Origin of the sequence: Bradyrhizobium sp. Rc2d, assembly GCF_900099855.1 — a bacterium.
Taxonomy (GTDB): Bacteria; Pseudomonadota; Alphaproteobacteria; order Rhizobiales; family Xanthobacteraceae; genus Bradyrhizobium.
In genome coordinates, this window is sequence record NZ_FNCU01000013.1 from 20,249 (window position 1) to 37,766 (window position 17,518).

Consider the following 17,518-nt stretch of genomic DNA (forward strand, 5'->3'; position numbering starts at 1 on the left):
GGGATCTCCCAATCGCATACTGAAGCTCTGGCTTCCGCCAGACGCACGAGCGTACTCTTGCTCATTTTCCAGCGCGGTCTCGGCCGCCCCGACTCAGCACGTCACGTGAAAGAGCCCGATCTTCCGCGTATGCGAGTGGTTGAACGTATCAATCGCCTTAGGGGTCGGCTGCAGCAGGACCTTGCAGCCCTTTCTCGCAAAATACGCCTCTGCTTCTGGCGACAGATGCACATTTCCGTACTGGCCCGAGCCAAGAATTAACTGCTCGCATCCCTTCTCAAAGACGAACTTCGCTTCGTCCTTCGAGAGGATATGCGAGGTGCCGTAGTACTTCTTCGAGAGCTTCTTCTTCCGCTTTGCCACTTCGCCGGACAGACGGATGATCACGTCGTGTTCATACGTCTTTCCGTCAATCGTGATGGTGCCGAACGTAGTGTGCTCGATCTCCATGGACTGACCTTCTCCTGATCTCGGCGCGACCCCAACTCGGCAGACGATTTCCAAGACATCCTTCTTTTGGTTTCGGTTTTTACGTGATTGGCAAACTGGTGTCCCCGCTCAAGACGCGCGGTTGAGGAAGATCGGCAGCCCCCGCTTGTTGGAATAGAGAGGACGGTACCGCTCCGTGTTGTATGTACTGGCGACGTCCAGTTTGCGCGGCCCGAGCTTGGCGTCAGGGATAGGCACAAGGTCGTAGCGGCCCTCGACCAGCGCTGACATCAGGCCGGACTTGCCTTCCAGAATGGCATCATAGGCCATGTTGCCGAAAGTCAGGGCGACGAGCTTGTCGATGAAGTCAGGATCGCCCGATCGCAGATCGTAGGTGAGATCAGAGACGATGGTCTCCTCGCCGGCGCGCCCCTTGATCTCGTCGGCAAGGGCTTCGGCCACGTTCGTCCTTTTGCGGTGACCGTAGGCGTCAGCTTCGCCGTATTCCTGCATCTTGTAGCCCTCCCACTGAGCGCCTTCGCTCAGCACGATGAGCGCGTAGTTGCTTGGGTTGGCGCGTTTCTCCTCGAGCAGCAAACGGATCAGCTTGTCGAGATTGACTTTGTACTCCGGGATCACGCATCGGATCGAGGTCGCGTACGCGGTGTAGAGTGCCGTAAATCCGGCATCGCGGCCAAAGATGCGGAAAATGCCAATTCGCTCGTGTGAGCCGATAGTGGTGCGCTGGCGCTGGACGGCATCGCTGGCGCGGGTGATCGCGGTCGAGAAGCCGATGCAATATTCGGTGTTGCGGACGTCGTTGTCCATCGTCTTCGGGATGGCGATGATCTTCACGCCGAGCCCGCTGAGCTTGTCCGCATAACTTAGCGTGTCGTCACCGCCGATGGCGATGAGGTGTTCGATGCCGAGCCCCGATAGGTTCGCCAGTACCCGGCTGGTGACGTCCCAGCTCTTGGTTGCGACGCCGCCCTTGGTACTCTCCGACATTGGAAGGTCTTGGCCAGCCAGATGATCGGGCAGCTTTTTCATTTTGGAGGGATTGGTGCGGCTCGAGTGCAGCACGGTGCCGCCGCGTCGATCGATGATGCGCGTGTTTTCGCGGTTGAGTGGGATGAGGTAGTGGGATTTGCTGGCGGGGTCGTCGAGGTTCAGGTGCGTGAGGGCCTCCCAGCCGCGGCGGAGACCGATGACCTCGATGTCGTCCTCGGTCCCGCGATAGGTCACCGTCTTGATGATTGCGTTGAGACCGGGGACGTCGCCGCCGCCGGTGAGAATGCCGATTCGTTTCCTTGTCACGCCCCACCTCCCAGTATGGCATGTCGCAATAGCGCCTGCGTCACACGTTCTCTACGCGGCCGCTTCCGGCTTGCGCTCCTCGCGCAGGCGAAAACGCTTCAGGAGTGCGGATACGGTGTCGCGGAAGCCGCCATACTCCAATTCGGAATAGGGCAGCATTGCAGCGCCGGACCAGCCTTGGCTGCGCATCTCGATTGCCTTGCTTTGCGCGCGCCGGCGTACCTCGTCCCACGCCGGATTGTCGAAGAAATCGGTATAGGACTCGGAAAAGCGGCCTTCCTTGTCGATCGAAAAACCAACGCAGGAAACGATCGGAAGGCAGTACATGCCAGTCACCGGTGTATTGATCGGGACGGGCATCAGCGGCATCACGTGCGAGCCGCGCGCATCGCCACCCACGAAGTGTGCCTTGGCGAAGGGAGAGACGATTTCCTCGGGCGCGGGAAAAATTCCCTGGTTCCTGATGATCGCGACCGGATCATCCTTGCCGGTGTACTTGCCTGCGATCGCGTGAAGACGCTGCGCCGACACAGCGGCGGCAACCTCGCCATAGGTTTGAGAAACGATGCGATCAATGCCAAAGCGCTCGTTGTCGCGAAGCAGCGCGGCAATGTGGTAATTGTCCGCGGGCGCGTCGAGTTCGATCACGCTGTCGCCAGCGGTGTGATCCATGTCGATGACATGGAAGCGGAAGCCCCTGATCATCGGCGGCAGCATCAGGCCAGCGCAATACATGGGATCGGCGAAGGCGAGGTAGAGCGGCAGGTTGTAGGCGCCGGGGCCGCACTTGTCGGCGGCGAACACCATGAAGGACTCTGCGGGTCTCGGACTCGAGAGGCTGTGGTCGAAGCTGAGCTCGGCGACGCCCGGCCCGGCACCGCGAATGTTTCCTGATGGTGCATCTGCGAGGAGATCCTGGCCGGCGCCGTAGAGACCGGAAGTCTTCGCAACCGAAGTGGCCGCGAGAAACGCCTTCCAGGCGAATTGATGGATCTCGGAGCTCCCCTCGCCCCGTGTGTGCGTCATGATGATCGCAATGTCGTCGCCGGTGTGACAGACAAAACCATCGATCAACAGACCATTGCAGATCGCCTTGGCGACCTCGCCCTCGACGGCCGCCATCATGCGTGTCGACGGCTTCGTATGTCCGCCGACGGAGCCAATGTCAGCCTTGATGACTGAAAGGGTAAGTCTCATGAGCGTTCCTCCCCGCACAAGCTCAACACCTCGGCCTCGGCGCTTGCTGCGCCGGGGCGACGGCGCTGCTCATTCGCGGAAACGAACGTTTAATGTCGGGACTAGGTTCCAGCCCTAGGTCAAATAGCGCTCCGCACTGCGTGCGCGACCTCGCCCTTTTTCGTTGTGAATTTGCGCAGCGACTTATCGTATCGGCGCGATCCGCGCGTTTACCGGAAATTTACCCCTGCTCCTGAGTGCCGGTATCATTTGCTTAGAATTTGACTGCTACCGTGGAACTACGGAAGCAATCCCCCCAACATCATTGGCACTTCATGTCCGTCGCAGAGTTCCTCAGGCAGCGTGCAGTGGATGTCACCGTGAGCGGCAGCTACTCGCTGCCGCGCTGGTACGATTGCGAGGGCAAGCTCCGCAGCTTCGCCTGCCGGACCAAGCGCGTCTCGCCCTTCCGCATGATCGTGGACGTGCCTGTCGTCGGCAAGGTCGGTCGTCACCTCCTACTTCGAGGATTTCGGCGAATTCCAGTGCACGATCAGCGCGACGCTGAAGTCGGGCTTCCTGATGGAGCTCGACATGACGCGGGCACGGCGCGCCTGGATGTCTGAAAAGCTGACCTGGCTCGAGAAGAAGCAGAAGGACGCCAGCGTCCAGGAGCTGCGGCGCGATGCGCGTTTCGTTCCGCAGGTCTCACACACGTTCCTGACGCTCGCCGACGGCAGCACCCATCCGTGCTTCATCATCGACGTCTCCACGGCCGGCGTCGCGATCTCATGCGAATACGACCCGCCGGTCGGAACCCCGCTTGCGGTCGGTGCCTGCGTCGGCCGCGTGATCCGTAAGTTCGGCCACGGCTTTGCGGTCAAATTCGCCGACAAGCAGTCCCGGGACGACCTCGTCCGGCTGATTATCCGCACGCCGTTGCTGCAGTCGGCCTGAGAAAAATCGCTGCCCTATCGCGGCCCCAATGCGGGATCAGCTTTACGGGTCTGCGCCTCGCGCCTGATGTCATCTTTTTTTGCAGACTTGCGATCGGGGGACCGAATGGCAGTCGACAAGATCACAGTTGATAAGATCACTTGGGACAGGGTCGGCCGGGTCACCGAGCCCGGACGCTACATGTACACCTTCGGCTGGCTCACCATCACCGCCGGCGATCTCGAGATCTGGAAGCAATATCCGCAGGCCGCGTTCACGCTGCTGGAGCAACCGGCGGAGCCGGACGCCCCCATCGGCGGCGAATTCCATCTCGGAGCCTTCGATATCGCCCCCAGCGCGCCGCCGTACAGCACCCACTGAACGCGGGAAAGGCCGTTGCCGGGGGCGATGGTCGCCTTCGCGGCCACGCGTGCATGTGAATCGAAGAAACCTCCGCATTCCCTTGATCTGGCTTATCAATGAGTCCAGATGACGGCGCTCGGCCGTTGCCATTGGTGACGAACCGGTTCTGTCATGCAATTGATTGCGCACGTCTTTGACGTTCGGCGGCGCCCCCGATGAACGCCGGCTGTCGCGCTTGTTAAGCGAAGCGACAGCAGGCTCATGACACATGGTCGCATCGGTGGACGTAGATTAGCGGATCAAGGGAACCTATTTTCGGCGCCGATGTACCTGATTGAATCATTACCCACCGTCATCGGAACTGCCGCCATTGCCCCGGCGCTGCTGATGCTGTGGCTCGTTATTGCCGCCGAGGAGCGCCCAGGGCCACCCGCCCAGGTCTGGACCGCCTTCCTGCTCGGCGCGGCCAGTATTTCGCTGCTGGGCCTTGTCCGCGCCCCCTTCTCCAGGATGATCGCAGCGCCCGCCGACCCCTGGGCCGCGCTCGCCATGCATTCGATCTTCGGCGTCGCGCTGCCCGAGGAAGCCGTCAAGGTGATCGCCATCGTGGTGGTCTCCTCGACCAAGCGGCGGACTTTCGCCAATCCGATGGACACCGTGGTCTATGGCGCCGCGGTCGGCCTCGGCTTTGCCGCTTATGAGAACCTCGCCTACCTCGTGCAGCATGCCGAGATGTGGCGCTCGCTGGCCGCCCTGCGCAGCGTGCTGACGGTGCCCTTCCATGGCGCGCTCGGCATCATCGCGGGCGCGTACCTCACCATCGCCCGGGCCGGCACGGCGCTGGGCGCCAACCGCCACAATCGCGACTGGGCCCGCCTGTCCAGCCGCCTGCTGATCTTCGCGGGCCCGCTCGCGTTGCATTCGGCGTTCGATTTCCCGCTGCTGACCCTCCAGCGCATGCCGGATCTGGACCCGACGCTCCGAATGTGGCTCGGCGCAGCGAGCCTGTTGATCGGCTTCAGCTCGATCGCCTTCGCCGTCCGTCTGGTCCGGCGGGTCGCGCGCCACCATGCGCCCCGGACAGATATTGCGCGGGAGCGGCTCAGCCAGCTGCGCCGGATGTGGGCGCTGCTGCTTGCCGGCGGCGGCATCGGCTTTCTCGGCCTCGCCTTCGTGCTGACCTCGATCCATCACTGGCTGATTAATCCCGAGCGCAATCTGACGCTGGCCCTGATCCCGATCGGCTTCGTCTCGATCCTGCTCGGTCTTGCACTTCTGATTGTCACGACCGCAATCTACATTCTCGGCCGCAACCGCATCCGCACCAGCGCCGAAGGTTTTTCGTCGGCGCCCGGCGGCGGGTGAGCTTGCGGGATGGCGAGCGCGCCGCGCGCATACTAGATTGAGCCCAGCCCCCTCGTTCTGGAGCCTGCCGATGACATCGCCCGAGGAGTTTTCACGGATGCAATCCGCGATGAGCCAGGCGGTCAAGGCGCACTGGAAGGCCTTTCTGTTCGAAGGTATCCTGCTCGCCGTTCTCGGCATTGCCGCGCTGATCCTGCCGCCGCTCGCGAGCCTTGCGACCGCGATCTTCCTCGGCTGGATGTTCCTGATCAGCGGCATCGGCGGATTGATCGTGACTTACTGGGCGCGCAGCACGCCGGGCTTCTGGTGGTCGCTGATCTCCGCCGCGCTGGCGGTGCTCGCCGGCGGAATTCTGCTGGCCCGGCCGATCCAAGCGGTGCTGACGCTGACCATCGTGCTCGGTGCCTACTTTCTCGCCGAAGGCGTCGCCACCATCATGTATGCGCTGGAGCACCGCCGCGAGCTGAGCAGCCGCTGGTCGTGGCTCCTGATCGCGGGCCTCGTCGACATCGCGATCTCGTTCATGGTGATCGCCGGCCTCCCGAGCTCGGCGGAATGGGCGATCGGCGTCCTCGTCGGTATCAATCTGCTGTTCGGCGGCGCCACCCTGATCGGCATGGCCCTGGCGGCGCGCAAGAGCAACACCTGAGACGCTCGTCGCGCCCGTTTCCTGTTTTGGGGGTGACAACCCGCCAACGGCGCGCTATATGGCCTGCCATGATCACCGTCGCCACCAGCTATTTTTGGTACTTTAGCTACGACAGCTCGCTGGCGGCGGGAGGATCGCGCTCAATCTGACACATTGCAGCAAACGTCCGAACAAGCCGCCAGACCTGGCGGCTTTTTTATTGGCCGGCAGGTTCTAAACACAGACAGGAGCCCGCCGTGCTGAGCACGACCGACGATCTTCGTATCCGCGAACTGAAAGAGCTGAACACGCCGGAAGAGGTGATGCGGGAAGTCCCGCGCACGCTCACCGCGACGCGTGTGGTGATGGCGGCGCGTAACGCCATCCATGCGATCCTCAACGGCCAGGACGACCGCCTGCTGGTCGTGGTGGGCCCGTGCTCGGTGCATGATCCCAAGGCCGCGCTCGACTACGCCGAGCGCCTCGCACATTTGCGCGAGGACCTCGCCGACCAGCTCGAGATCGTGATGCGGGTCTATTTCGAGAAGCCGCGCACCACGGTCGGCTGGAAGGGCCTGATCAACGATCCCGATCTCGACGGCAGCTTCGACATCAACAAGGGCCTGCGGTTGGCGCGCAACGTGCTGTCGGCGGTGAACAATCTCGGCCTGCCCGCCGGGACCGAATTCCTGGACATGACGACGCCGCAATACATCGCCGACCTCGTGTCATGGGCTGCGATCGGCGCGCGTACGACCGAGAGCCAGATCCATCGCGAGCTGGCGTCGGGGCTGTCCTGCCCGGTCGGCTTCAAGAACGGCACCGACGGCAACGTGCGGATCGCGGCGGACGCGGTGAAGTCGGCCTCGCATCCGCATCATTTCATGGCGGTGACCAAGCTCGGCCGCTCGGCGATCGCCTCGACCGCAGGCAACGAGGACTGCCACATCATCCTGCGCGGCGGCAGCAAGCCGAACTATGACGCGGCAAGCGTCGCGGCCGCCTGCAACGAGCTGACCAAATCGGGCGTCGCGCCGCTCGTGATGGTCGACGCGAGTCACGCCAACTCGAGCAAGAAGCCGGAGAACCAGCCGCTGGTGATGACCGATATTGCCGGCCAGATCTCAGGCGGCGAGAACCGCATCATGGGCGTGATGATCGAGAGCAATCTCGTCGCCGGCCGTCAGGACGTGGTGCCGGGCAAGCCGCTCACCTACGGCCAGAGCATCACCGACGGCTGTATCGACTGGGCGACGACGGCGGCCGTGCTCGAGCAGCTCGCCGATGCGGTCGAGATCCGCCGCAACACCCAGCGCGCAGGGCTGCACGAGCGATCGGCCTGAGGCGTGACGAGGCGAAGTGTCAGTCGCTTGCTCAGTTCCTCACCTCTCCCCAGCGGGGAGAGGTGAAGAGATCAGCAGCCGCGGCAGATGCTCTTGATCTTGCGATCGAGCTCAGCGTCTTCCTTGTTCGCGGGAGTGTTCGGATTGCTCAGATTCTTCTCGCTCGGCACGTCGGCCGCGCGCGGCTGGCGATGACCGACGGGTGCCGGCAATACCGTTCCAGAGGTCGCGCCGCCCGATGTCGATCCCTTGGAGCCGCCGGTCTGCGCAACCGCCGTGCCCCCGAGCAAGACCACGAGCGATGCTGCCACCATGATCTTTTTCATGTCCGCTTCTCCATTCTCAACCGGCGCACGCTTCAACACCGCTCAGGTTTCGGGCGGATAGAGATGAACGTCGCCGCAATAGTCCACGATACGATAGCGCGTTTCGGCTCCCGCTTCACGCGCATCACCTGCGGTATTTTGTGCCACCGACACATAATTCGGTCCGATCGGCGACTTGCCGGCGCCGCCGGGAATATCGATGACATAGTCGGGCTGACACAGCCCTGACACCCGCCCGCGCAATTGCCGCATCAACTCCTGTCCGTGCGCCAGCGTCGTTCGCAGATGCGCAGTGCCCGGTGCGAGATCGCCGTGATGCAGGTAATAGGGCTTGATCCGGCATTCGACGAAAGCTCGCATCAAATCCGACAGAGCGGTGATGTTGTCGTTGACACCGCGCAAAAGCACGGACTGGCTCACCATGGGAATGCCGGCGTCGACGAGCCGCGCGCAGGCGGCACGCGCCGTTCCGGTCAGTTCCCGCGCATGGTTGGCGTGCAACGCGACCCAGGTGGTCGCTCCGTCGACCTTGAGCGCGGCGACCATCTCGTCGCTGATGCGCGCGGGATCGGCCACGGGCACGCGGGTGTGAAGACGGATGATCTTGACGTGATCGATCGCGGCCAGATCGGCCATGATCTCGCTCATGCGGCGCGGCGACAGCATCAGGGGATCGCCACCGGTCAGGATCACCTCCCAGATTTCGCTATGCGCGCGGATGTAGTCGATCGCCGCACGATAGGCGCTGTCCGAGAGTGCGTTCTCCTTGCCGGGCCCGACCATCTCGCGGCGGAAGCAGAAGCGGCAATAGACCGCACAGACGTGAACGAGCTTGAACAGCACGCGATCGGGATAGCGGTGCACGATTCCGGGAACCGGCGAGTGTGGGTGATCGCCGATAGGATCGGCGTTTTCGCCCGGCTGCGCGTCCAGCTCGGCCGCGGTCGGAACGAACTGCCGTGCGATGGGATCTTCGGGATCGGCGGTGTCGATCAACTCGACCAGCGCCGGCGTGATCGCCACCGCATAGCGCGCAGCAACGCGTTCGAGCGCCGGCAGCGTCGCTGCGGGCGCCAGACCTTCGGCGACGAGCTCGGCCGGCTCGCGCAAGGTGCGTGCAAGATTTGTCGTCCTCATGTCTCACTTAGCGTTTCATTTGCAGGCGGTGTCCAGACCACCTGATCAATTCGCGATGCGCCGCTCGCCAGCATGACCAACCGGTCGAAACCGAGCGCGACGCCGCTCGCCTCCGGCATTGCGGCGACTGCGGCCAGAAAGTCCTCGTCCAGAGGATAGGCCTCGCCATAGCGGCGCTGCTTCTCCGCCATCGATTCCGTGAAGCGCTTGCGCTGCTCCTCGGCGTCGGTGAGTTCGCCAAAACCGTTGGCGAGCTCGACGCCGCAGGCATACACCTCGAACCGCTCGGCGACCCTGGGATCGTCCGCCTTCACCCGTGCCAGCGCCGCCTCTGGAGATGGGTATTCGAACAGAATGGTCAAACGGCCCTGCCCCAGATGCGGCTCGACATGCTCGACCAGAACCTTGCTGAAGATGTCGGACCAGGTGTCGTCCTCGGCCACACGGACCTTCCCGTCGGCCACCTGGGCAAGCGCGGCACGGTTACCCTCGCCGCCCGAGATTGTCGACAGCAGGTCAATGCCGGCGAAGCGCTCAAAGGCGCCGGCGACCGTCACAAGCTCCGGCTCGACGAAGGGATCGGCGGTCCGGCCCCGGAACGAGAAGGTTCCTATGCCGGTCGCCTGCGCCGCGCGGGCGATGATAACGACGGTATCCGCCATGATCGCGTCATAGGGGGCGTCTGCCCGGTACCATTCCAGCATGGTGAATTCGGGTAGATGCAGGTCGCCGCGCTCGCGGTCCCGGAACACCCGGGCAAACTCGAAAATCCGCGTCTCGCCCGCCGCCAGCAGCTTCTTGCAGGCGAACTCCGGCGAGGTTCGCAAGTAGCGGCTCGCACGGCTGCCGTCCGGCCGCATGATCTCGGTCCGGGGGGCGTGCAAATGGGTCTCGTTGCCGGGGGAGACCTGCAGGACGGAGGTTTCGACCTCGACGAAGCCCTGCTCGGCGAAAAATCCCCGTAGGGCCCCGGTAATGGCCCCCCTGGCCTGGAGGAACGGCCGCCGGTCGAGGTGCCGTTCAGGCGACCAGAACGGCGAGATCGGCTTGTCCCCAGCCATTAACGGATCGCCCCTCGGAACAGCAAAATGCTGGCATCCAACGGCAAAATCAGTATGTTGCGGCCCGAAACGGGCGCCGAGGTCTGATTTGAGGCCCCAAGTCCCCCATCGATTTGACCACGTCCTGGCCGGTGCCGGGCCAAGCAAGCAGGAAATACAGCTTTGAGAGTCATCGCCAGTTCTATTCGCAAGGGCAACGTGATCGAGCAAGACGGCAAGCTTTATGTCGTCGTGAGCGCCGAGAACATTCATCCCGGCAAGGGAACCCCGGTCAGCCAGATCGAAATGCGCCGAATCTCGGACGGGGTAAAGATCTCCGAGCGCTACAAGACCACCGACCAGGTCGAAAAGGCCACGATCGAAGAGCGCAACTACACCTACCTCTATGAGGACGGTGACGGCTACCACTTCATGAACCCGGAGACCTACGACCAGGTCCAGGTCTCCAAGGACGTCGTCGGCGACGCGGCTGCGTATCTTCAGGAGAGCATGACGGTCAAGCTGTCCATGCACGACACCAACCCGGTGTCGATCGCGCTGCCGCAGCGCGTGACGCTGGAAGTGGTCGACACCGAGCCCGTGACCAAGGGTCAGACCGCCTCCTCCTCTTACAAGCCTGCGGTGCTCTCCAATGGCGTGCGCACCACCGTGCCGCCGCACATCACGGTCGGCACCCGCGTCGTGGTGATGACCGAAGACGGCTCCTACGCCGAACGCGCCAAGGACTGACGGGGAACAGAGCGATCGCAACAGGTGCCGCCGGGGGGCGAGACAGTGGTTGGGAACGGTTTCCGCTTCGTCTCGCAACTTCTGGCGTCGCTTTCGCTCCTCATTGCCACCCCGCTGGCTGCAGATGAATTCCGCAGCCCCTCGCTCACGGCCCTGCGCGTCGATTGGCGCGCAGCGCTGGACCAACTCCGCTCCGAGATCACCACTCGTCCCCGCGTCGCGGACGATTTCATTTTCGCACCCCGCCGTTCGGTGCCGCGCTTTGATCCGCGCGCGATGCCTGCGCTGGTGCAGCTCAACGCGGTCTCCTCGCAATTCTTCACCGGTATCGCCCGCAGCCCCGTGCCCGTGCTGCTGCCGTTCGACGCCGCTGCGTACCTCGAGGCGCAGCGCAACGGTGCGCCGGCTACAACAGCGCTGTCGCGCTACCAGGCTGATTTCAATCCCGTCGACATGTTCGACGCCGGTCCCGCCGGCTACAGCGCGACCTTCTCGTTCGAGCCGGGCGCCGGCGACGGCATGCCGAGCCGGGTGTTTGCAAGGCCGGTCGAGGTGCAGATCACGGGATCGGCGCTCGTCTACGACGTCGCCGATCCCTCAGGCGGCAAGGGCGAGCAGATCAAACCGCTCGCCGCGCTCTACCCGGACCTGCGCAGGTTCATCCGGGAAGGCTATGTGCGCTACGCCTTCACGCGCTTCGGTGTCGCCTATGTGGTGTCGGTCCAGTGCCTCGACAGCGTCGCAAGACCGCGGCGGCTCGCCTGCAAGGAAGCCTATCCGGTCGCAGAACGTTTCCTGAAGGCGCTACGGGTCGCCGGCGGTCAACGGATGCGGCCTCTGATGGACGTTGCCTCCAATGTCCTCGATCGTCCTGCCGCGCGTTCGTCGGATTTCAGCTACCGGCCGAGCGGCGACATCATCCCGAATACGGGCTATCGCAAGCAAGGCGGCCATCCCGACGTGATGGCCTATGCGCAGATCCGCTTTCCGCTCGAAAAGACGCCGGCCTTCGTGCGCTCGCAATCCTACCGCAAGCGTGACAAGAGCGACGGCCCGACCGTCTATCCCTGGCGCGACAATTTCTGCGAGTCCCGCAGCTTCGAGGTTTGGCAGTGCGCCGGCGGATACGGCCACCAGGGCGAGGACATTCGCGCCGCCGATTGCCCGCCGCCCGGAGAAGGGCGCGAGCCCTGCGATCCCAAGCAGCGCGGTGTCGTCGCCGTGCGCGACGCAATCGTGATCCGCACCGCCAAGGACCAGGCTGCGACGCTGCAAGTCAACAGCCGGACCGAACACATCCGCTTCCGCTACATGCACATGAACCCGCAGGCGATGAACGCCGATGGCCTCGTCAACGGCCGCATCGTCAGCGAAGGCGAGAAGATCGGCGTGGTCTCGAACTATCTCGACCATCCCGCCGGCACCTCGATGCATCTGCACTTCGATGTGCAGGTGTTCACCCGCGACGGCTGGATCTGGGTCAGCCCCTACATCACGCTGGTCTCGGCCTATGAGCGCCTGATCCGCGCCCGCGGCCGCGAGGTCGGTCCGGAGATCGCAGGCGCTCCGCAGCCCGTTGCACACGCGCTGCCAGAGGACGTGATCAAGCCGGACCTGCGCGAGGGATCGAGCGGCGAGGAGAATTGAGCAATTCGTGCAAACGGATTGCTCTCACCACACATTCGGTGCCGTCCCGGCCTAGCGCGCAATTGCGCGCGGGGGGCCGGGACGACGTTGAGGCACTACTCCAAATACGTTGTCAGCTGCGCACCCTCATCCGCCACGAACACCGCGATCAACTCTGCAGGCTCGGTCGCACTGGCATTGGCGGAGACCAAATGCGTCGAGCCCGCCGGCTCGAAGAAAGACTGGCCGACGCCGAACGTCTCGACCGGGCCGCCGCCGAGCTGCGAGCGGATCTCGCCTTTGGTGATATAGGCCGTCACCGAGCCTGCGTGACGATGCGGCCGCGAAAACCCGCCCGGACCGTAGGACACGCGCACGATGGTGACGCGCTTGCCAGGGACGTTCGGTAGCGCGTAGGAGCCGATCGGCTCCACCTTGTCGAGCGGCGAACTCTCCGCAGCGGTAGCGCAGAGCGGCGCCAGCGCGCCTGACACACTGTCGATCGTCACCGGCAGCGCCTTGCCGATCGCAAGCGCGCAGGCAAGCCCTGCCACGACCGCGAGCGCCGTCGAATGTGAGGGCGTCGGACGCTGCACGGCGGAATAGCTCATCGCTGTCATCGTGACCTCCCCTCAGCTTGATCAGGACGCTGCAGCATTCGCCGCCGCCGGCCGCTTGGCCGGCGTCCAGCGATAGGCCGCACCAAACCGATTCCAGACGTTGATCGAGGCGACCGCCGAGGTCAGGTAGGTCAGCTCGGTTTCGGAGAACTCGCGCGTTGCCTCCGAATAGATCTCCTCGCTGACGCCACCGGGTAGCAGCGTCAACGCCTCCGCCCAGGCCAGCGCCGCGCGCTCGCGCGCGGAAAAGATTGGCGCCTCGCGCCAGACCGCAACCAGATGGAGCTTGTCGACGGGAACGCCGATCCGTTCCGACAGCAGGACGTGATGCTGCAAGCAGAAGGCACAGCCGTTGATCTGCGAGGCGCGCAGCTTGACGAGCTCGATGAGTTGCTTGTCGAGGCCGGCCTTGGCGGCAAGCTGACCGAGCGCCAGCACCACATCATAGACGTCGGGCGCCAGGCGCTTGAAATCCTCGTATTCGCTGCGGGCGTGTGACATTGCCGTTCACCTCGTATTATTGTAAGTGTGCTTATATCTTATAAGAGCTCTGATATGCCACGCAAGACCGCTGCCATCACAAGATCGAACGCCGCGCGCAACGCACCAGACGGCGCCGTGCGTATTCCTGCGCCCGGCGAAGGCAAACGCGGCGAGCAAGGCTATCTCGGCTACCTCCTGCGCCAGGCTCACGCCGCGGTCCGGCTGAAAATGGAGCGCACCCTCGCCGATCTCGGCGTGACCTCGCCGCAATTCGCGGTGCTGACCATGCTCAACGCCTATCCCGGCCTGTCCGGCGCCGACGTCGCCCGCCTCACCTTCCTGACCCCCCAGACCGTCGGCGTCATCATTCGCAACCTCGAACGCGACGGTGCGATCGCGATGACGCCGCATCCGGTCCACGGCCGCATTCAGCAATGGACACTGACGCCGCGCGGCGCCACGCTGCTGAAGGCGTGCCGCGAGCGGGTGATCGCGCTCGAGAAGCGCCTTGCTCTGGGTTTGGATGGCAAGGCGGAAACCACGATCCGGCGCTGGCTCGCCGGCATCGCGGCCGAGTTGCAGGAGGACTAGCCGCCCTTCAACGCATTCTTGACCTCGCCGTCAGGCCAGGCTTCGCCTGCGGCAATCACCCGCACGCGGGTTCGGTCCGCGGCATTGACCAGCACGTGCGAACTCACCCGGTCGCGGCTAGGCTCCAGGTGCAGATCGGTTTCGGGCTTCCAGCTCAGCGTGGTCGCGAGATCGCCGGGAAAGATCTGCCATTGCGATCCGTCGTCGAGCTCGACGACATGGCTTTCCGCATGTGCGTGAATCTTCATTCCACCCCGATTGCTGTGGCGGCCAGATATTTCCTCATCTTCTCCTCCTCATTGTCGTGGGGGAATGCAGGACTGCGACGGTTTGTTCCGACGGAACGGCTGATCCGGCCGCGCGGAAATCAGGTGCTAGGAACCGACTCACACGTGCCATGTTTCGGGCTAGAATGTGCACATGACGCACGCTGATTCCTCATCCCATCCAACGCGCCGCGCCCTGCTCCACTCGACGTTCGCTGCAGCGGCGTTGCTTGCACTCCCGAAACGCGCCCTCGCCGCGCCTGCAGGCTTCGACGAATGGCGCGAAGCCTTTCGCGCACGGGCGATGGCCAAAGGCATTTCGGCCGCGACTTGGCAGCGCGCGATGGCGCGGGTCGAGCCGGACATGAGCGTGTTCAAGCAAATGCGCAACCAGCCCGAATTCCACGAGCAGGTCTGGCAGTACATCAACCGCCGCGTCTCCGACTGGCGCATCATCAACGGCAAGATCGCGCTGAAGAACAACGAAGCGCTGTTTGCGCGCATCGAACGCGATTTCGGCGTCGAGCGCGGCACGCTGCTGGCTTTGTGGGGCGTCGAGTCCGCCTATGGCGATCCGCTGGTGCAGCAGAACCATATGACGCCGGTATTTCCCTCGCTCGCCGCGCTCGCCTGGAACGAGCCGCGGCGCAAGGCCTATTGGGAGACCGAGCTGATCAACGCGCTGCGCATCGTCGACAAGGGCTGGAGCACGCCGGAGCAGATGCAGGGATCCTGGGCCGGCGCGATGGGCCATTCGCAATGGATGCCGGAAGTCTGGCTCAATGTCGGCATCGACTATGACGGCGACGGCAAGGTCTCACCCTTCGGCAAGCCCGATGACGCACTCGGCTCGACCGCGAAGTATCTCGTCAATCGTGGCAAGTGGCATCGCGGCGAGCACTGGGGCTACGAGGTGCGCGCGCCCGGCAACATGAGCGGTAGCCGCACCTACGCCGCTTGGGCGTCGGCCGGCGTGACCCGTGCCGATGGCCAGCCATTCCCACAGCCCAACGCAACCGCGCAGCTGTGGACGCCTGTTACGGGCGGACCGAGCTTCCTGCTCGGACCGAATTTCTACTCGGTGAAGAGCTACAATCCCTCGATGAACTATGCGCTGGCGATCTGCCATCTCGGCGACCGCTGCCTCGGCGCGCCCCCCTTCATCCAGCCCTTCCCCGGCTCCGAGCGCGTGCTGACGCTCGCCGAGGTGCAGGAGATGCAGACGCGCCTGACCAAGGCCGGCTTCGACACCGGGGGCACCGACGGCCGCGTCGGCAACGACACGATGAAGGCGGTCAAGGATTTTCAGCAGCGCGCGGGAATCTCACCCGCGGACGGATACGGCGGGCTGAAGGTTCTGGCGAAGCTGCGGCAGGGGTCGTAGGCCACCTCAGTGCCGGTACTGCGGCTCTTCCGCGTCGAGTTGGCGGCGGATCGCGGCGAGATGCAGCCGCGCGGATTCGGTATCGCCTTCGCGCATCTGCCTGTAGGTTTCGGCCGCAACCGCGGGATCGACCGGCAGCACCTTTCGTCCGGTCGACATCGCCAGCACCTGCACCTCGGCTGCGCGTTCGAGGTAATAAAGATCGTCCCAGGCTTCAGCGATGGTCGGGGCCAGCACCATCACGCCGTGATGCTTCATGAAGACGATATCGGCATCGCCTACAGCGGACGCGATGCGCGCGCCTTCGCGGTTGTCGAGCGCGAGGCCGTTATAGTCGCGGTCGACCGCGGTGCGGCCGTAGAATTTCAGGGCGGTCTGGCCAGCCCAGATCAGGGGCTCGCCCTCGGTCATCGAGAGCGCCGTCGCATAGGGCATGTGGGTGTGGAAGGCGACCTTGGCGCGCGGCAGGCGCTTGTGCATCTCGGCATGGATGTAGAAGGCGGTCGCCTCGGGCACGCCCTCGCCGTCGAGCACGTTGCCGTGAAAGTCGCAGATCAGCAGCTTTGACGCGGTCAGCTCGCGGAAGGCGAAGCCATAAGGGTTGACCAGGAAGAGATCGTCATGCCCCGGCACCACGGCCGAGAAGTGATTGCAGATGCCTTCCTCAAAACCGTTGCGCGCGGCCATGCGGAAGCAGGCGGCAAGATCCTCGCGCGCGGTGCGGATCGCATCGGTGGCGAGGTCCGGCCGGTTCGAACGATGGGGCGCGGATGAGGAAGCGTGAAGGCTATGCGCCATGGCGAAGGGCACCTCTGTCGGTCGGGAGCTGCCCGCGTTGTACAGGGGCTGCGCCTGCGCGTCAGCCCCTGCGAGTGCCACCCTGCCCTGCGCAGCTCAAGCGCGCCGCGGCACGCTGCCGGCATTCATGCCGCCATCGATCACGAGTTCGCTGCCGGTGACATAACGCGAGGCATCGGAGGCCAGATACAGCACGCCGGAGGCGATATCTGCCGCTTGGCCGGCACGACCCAGCGGCGTTGCGACCTTGGCGCGCTCCTCCGGATCGATCGGCGCGTTCTGGCCGGCGCCGGTCGCGCCGGTCGGGATCTTGCCCCAGATCGGCGTGTCGATGATGCCGGGATGCACCGAGTTGACGCGGATGCCGTCGCCGGCCGCCGCGCACTCCATCGCGATCGATTTCGCAAACAGCCGCACGCCGCCCTTGGTGGCCGAATAGGCCGACAGCCCGGGTGCACCGCGCAGGCCCGCCAGTGACGACATCATCACGATCGAGCCTCCACCGGTCTTGCGCATCAAAGGCAGGCAGTGCTTGACCGAGAGGAACACGCCGTCGAGGTTGATTGCGTTCTGCTTGCGCCAATCGGCCAGCGTCATGTCGACGATCGAGGGCACGGAGATGCCGATGCCGGCATTGGAGACCATGACGTCGAGCCGGCCATAGCGCTTTGCGACCTCGGCGACGACCTCGATCCAGCGTTCCTCGCTGGTGACATCCTGCTCCAGGAAAATTGCCTTGCCGCCGGCCTTGGTGATGCGCTTGGCGAGCTCGGGGCCGCGCAGCTCGTCGACGTCGGTTGCAATAACGGTGGCGCCCTCGCGCGCGAACAGCTCGACGATGGCCTCACCGATGCCGGAAGCGCCGCCCGTCACCAGCGCGATCTTGCCCTCAATCTGCCCTGCCATGTTCACTCCCTTTCTTTTTTTGTTGTTTGCGGCC

Annotated in this window: 19 protein-coding genes and 1 pseudogene; 9 read left to right on the forward strand and 11 right to left on the reverse strand. The window is 64.1% G+C overall.

The features are described from left to right. Positions 1-93: 93 nt before the first annotated feature. From BLV07_RS17645 to BLV07_RS17655, 3 genes are all read right to left on the reverse strand, one after another. Complete coding sequence (locus BLV07_RS17645; protein WP_091887853.1) at positions 94-450, reverse strand: Mth938-like domain-containing protein; 357 nt, start codon at positions 448-450, stop codon at positions 94-96. Positions 451-558: 108 nt separating this feature from the next. Then, a complete protein-coding gene (locus BLV07_RS17650) occupies positions 559-1,746 on the reverse strand; it encodes a 6-phosphofructokinase (protein ID WP_091887855.1) in 1,188 nt (395 codons plus the stop codon). A gap of 51 nt (positions 1,747-1,797) precedes the next feature. After that, positions 1,798-2,943 carry a fructose-1,6-bisphosphatase gene (locus tag BLV07_RS17655; RefSeq protein ID WP_091887857.1) on the reverse strand — a complete coding sequence of 382 codons (1,146 nt, stop codon included), beginning with the start codon at positions 2,941-2,943 and terminating at the stop codon, positions 1,798-1,800. Positions 2,944-3,257: 314 nt separating this feature from the next. On the opposite strand from BLV07_RS17655, the pseudogene BLV07_RS17660 reads away from it, so the two are divergent. The 5 genes and pseudogenes from BLV07_RS17660 (at position 3,258) to BLV07_RS17680 (ending at position 7,557) form a co-directional block, all read left to right on the forward strand. Beyond that, positions 3,258-3,879, forward strand: a pseudogene (locus BLV07_RS17660) (PilZ domain-containing protein). A 105-nt stretch (positions 3,880-3,984) separates the two neighbouring features. Next, on the forward strand, positions 3,985-4,239 hold the full coding sequence (locus BLV07_RS47610; RefSeq protein ID WP_176945603.1) for a hypothetical protein: 255 nt from the start codon (positions 3,985-3,987) through the stop codon (positions 4,237-4,239). Between the two features lie 306 nt (positions 4,240-4,545). Continuing rightward, positions 4,546-5,586 carry a PrsW family glutamic-type intramembrane protease gene (locus BLV07_RS17670; RefSeq protein ID WP_091887859.1) on the forward strand — a complete coding sequence of 347 codons (1,041 nt, stop codon included), beginning with the start codon at positions 4,546-4,548 and terminating at the stop codon, positions 5,584-5,586. 70 nt (positions 5,587-5,656) lie between these two features. Continuing rightward, on the forward strand, positions 5,657-6,235 hold the full coding sequence (locus BLV07_RS17675) for an HdeD family acid-resistance protein (protein WP_091887862.1): 579 nt from the start codon (positions 5,657-5,659) through the stop codon (positions 6,233-6,235). Between the two features lie 236 nt (positions 6,236-6,471). Next, on the forward strand, positions 6,472-7,557 hold the full coding sequence (locus BLV07_RS17680; RefSeq protein ID WP_091887865.1) for a 3-deoxy-7-phosphoheptulonate synthase: 1,086 nt from the start codon (positions 6,472-6,474) through the stop codon (positions 7,555-7,557). 71 nt (positions 7,558-7,628) lie between these two features. Here BLV07_RS17680 and BLV07_RS17685 read toward each other — a convergent pair whose 3' ends face one another. From BLV07_RS17685 to epmA, 3 genes are read right to left on the reverse strand one after another with little or no spacing between them, the layout of a single operon-like run. After that, positions 7,629-7,883 carry a hypothetical protein gene (locus tag BLV07_RS17685; RefSeq protein ID WP_091887867.1) on the reverse strand — a complete coding sequence of 85 codons (255 nt, stop codon included), beginning with the start codon at positions 7,881-7,883 and terminating at the stop codon, positions 7,629-7,631. Positions 7,884-7,925: 42 nt separating this feature from the next. Further along, positions 7,926-9,020 (reverse strand): lysine-2,3-aminomutase-like protein, encoded by a 1,095-nt coding sequence (locus BLV07_RS17690; protein WP_091887869.1) that lies wholly within the window; start codon positions 9,018-9,020, stop codon positions 7,926-7,928. Further along, a complete protein-coding gene (epmA, locus tag BLV07_RS17695) occupies positions 9,017-10,081 on the reverse strand; it encodes an EF-P lysine aminoacylase EpmA (protein ID WP_091887871.1) in 1,065 nt (354 codons plus the stop codon). The genes BLV07_RS17690 and epmA overlap by 4 nt, the downstream gene beginning before the upstream one ends. A gap of 162 nt (positions 10,082-10,243) precedes the next feature. Between epmA and efp the strand changes: the two genes are divergently transcribed. Both efp and BLV07_RS17705 read left to right on the forward strand, forming a co-directional pair. Further along, on the forward strand, positions 10,244-10,810 hold the full coding sequence (gene efp, locus BLV07_RS17700) for an elongation factor P (RefSeq protein ID WP_028177546.1): 567 nt from the start codon (positions 10,244-10,246) through the stop codon (positions 10,808-10,810). Between the two features lie 24 nt (positions 10,811-10,834). Then, positions 10,835-12,457, forward strand: a complete 1,623-nt coding sequence (locus BLV07_RS17705; RefSeq protein WP_091887873.1) for a peptidase M23 — start codon at positions 10,835-10,837, stop codon at positions 12,455-12,457. 95 nt (positions 12,458-12,552) lie between these two features. On the opposite strand, the gene BLV07_RS17710 is transcribed toward BLV07_RS17705, so the two are convergent. Both BLV07_RS17710 and BLV07_RS17715 read right to left on the reverse strand, forming a co-directional pair. Then, positions 12,553-13,056, reverse strand: coding sequence for a cupin domain-containing protein (locus tag BLV07_RS17710; RefSeq protein ID WP_091887875.1), 504 nt, complete (start codon positions 13,054-13,056; stop codon positions 12,553-12,555). A gap of 21 nt (positions 13,057-13,077) precedes the next feature. Continuing rightward, entirely contained in the window at positions 13,078-13,557 is a 480-nt protein-coding gene (locus BLV07_RS17715; RefSeq protein WP_091887877.1) for a carboxymuconolactone decarboxylase family protein, read from the reverse strand. A gap of 54 nt (positions 13,558-13,611) precedes the next feature. Between BLV07_RS17715 and BLV07_RS17720 the strand changes: the two genes are divergently transcribed. Continuing rightward, positions 13,612-14,130, forward strand: coding sequence for a MarR family winged helix-turn-helix transcriptional regulator (locus tag BLV07_RS17720; protein WP_091887879.1), 519 nt, complete (start codon positions 13,612-13,614; stop codon positions 14,128-14,130). Here the strand turns inward: BLV07_RS17720 and BLV07_RS17725 are convergent. Then, a complete protein-coding gene (locus BLV07_RS17725) occupies positions 14,127-14,378 on the reverse strand; it encodes a hypothetical protein (protein ID WP_091887880.1) in 252 nt (83 codons plus the stop codon). The genes BLV07_RS17720 and BLV07_RS17725 overlap by 4 nt on opposite strands. A gap of 172 nt (positions 14,379-14,550) precedes the next feature. On the opposite strand from BLV07_RS17725, the gene BLV07_RS17730 reads away from it, so the two are divergent. Beyond that, positions 14,551-15,780 (forward strand): lytic murein transglycosylase, encoded by a 1,230-nt coding sequence (locus tag BLV07_RS17730; RefSeq protein WP_091887882.1) that lies wholly within the window; start codon positions 14,551-14,553, stop codon positions 15,778-15,780. A 6-nt stretch (positions 15,781-15,786) separates the two neighbouring features. On the opposite strand, the gene BLV07_RS17735 is transcribed toward BLV07_RS17730, so the two are convergent. Together BLV07_RS17735 and BLV07_RS17740 are read right to left on the reverse strand one after the other, a co-directional pair. Further along, positions 15,787-16,578 carry an aldolase gene (locus BLV07_RS17735; protein WP_176945604.1) on the reverse strand — a complete coding sequence of 264 codons (792 nt, stop codon included), beginning with the start codon at positions 16,576-16,578 and terminating at the stop codon, positions 15,787-15,789. Positions 16,579-16,674: 96 nt separating this feature from the next. Further along, positions 16,675-17,484 (reverse strand): SDR family NAD(P)-dependent oxidoreductase, encoded by an 810-nt coding sequence (locus BLV07_RS17740; RefSeq protein ID WP_176945605.1) that lies wholly within the window; start codon positions 17,482-17,484, stop codon positions 16,675-16,677. Positions 17,485-17,518 lie beyond the last annotated feature (34 nt).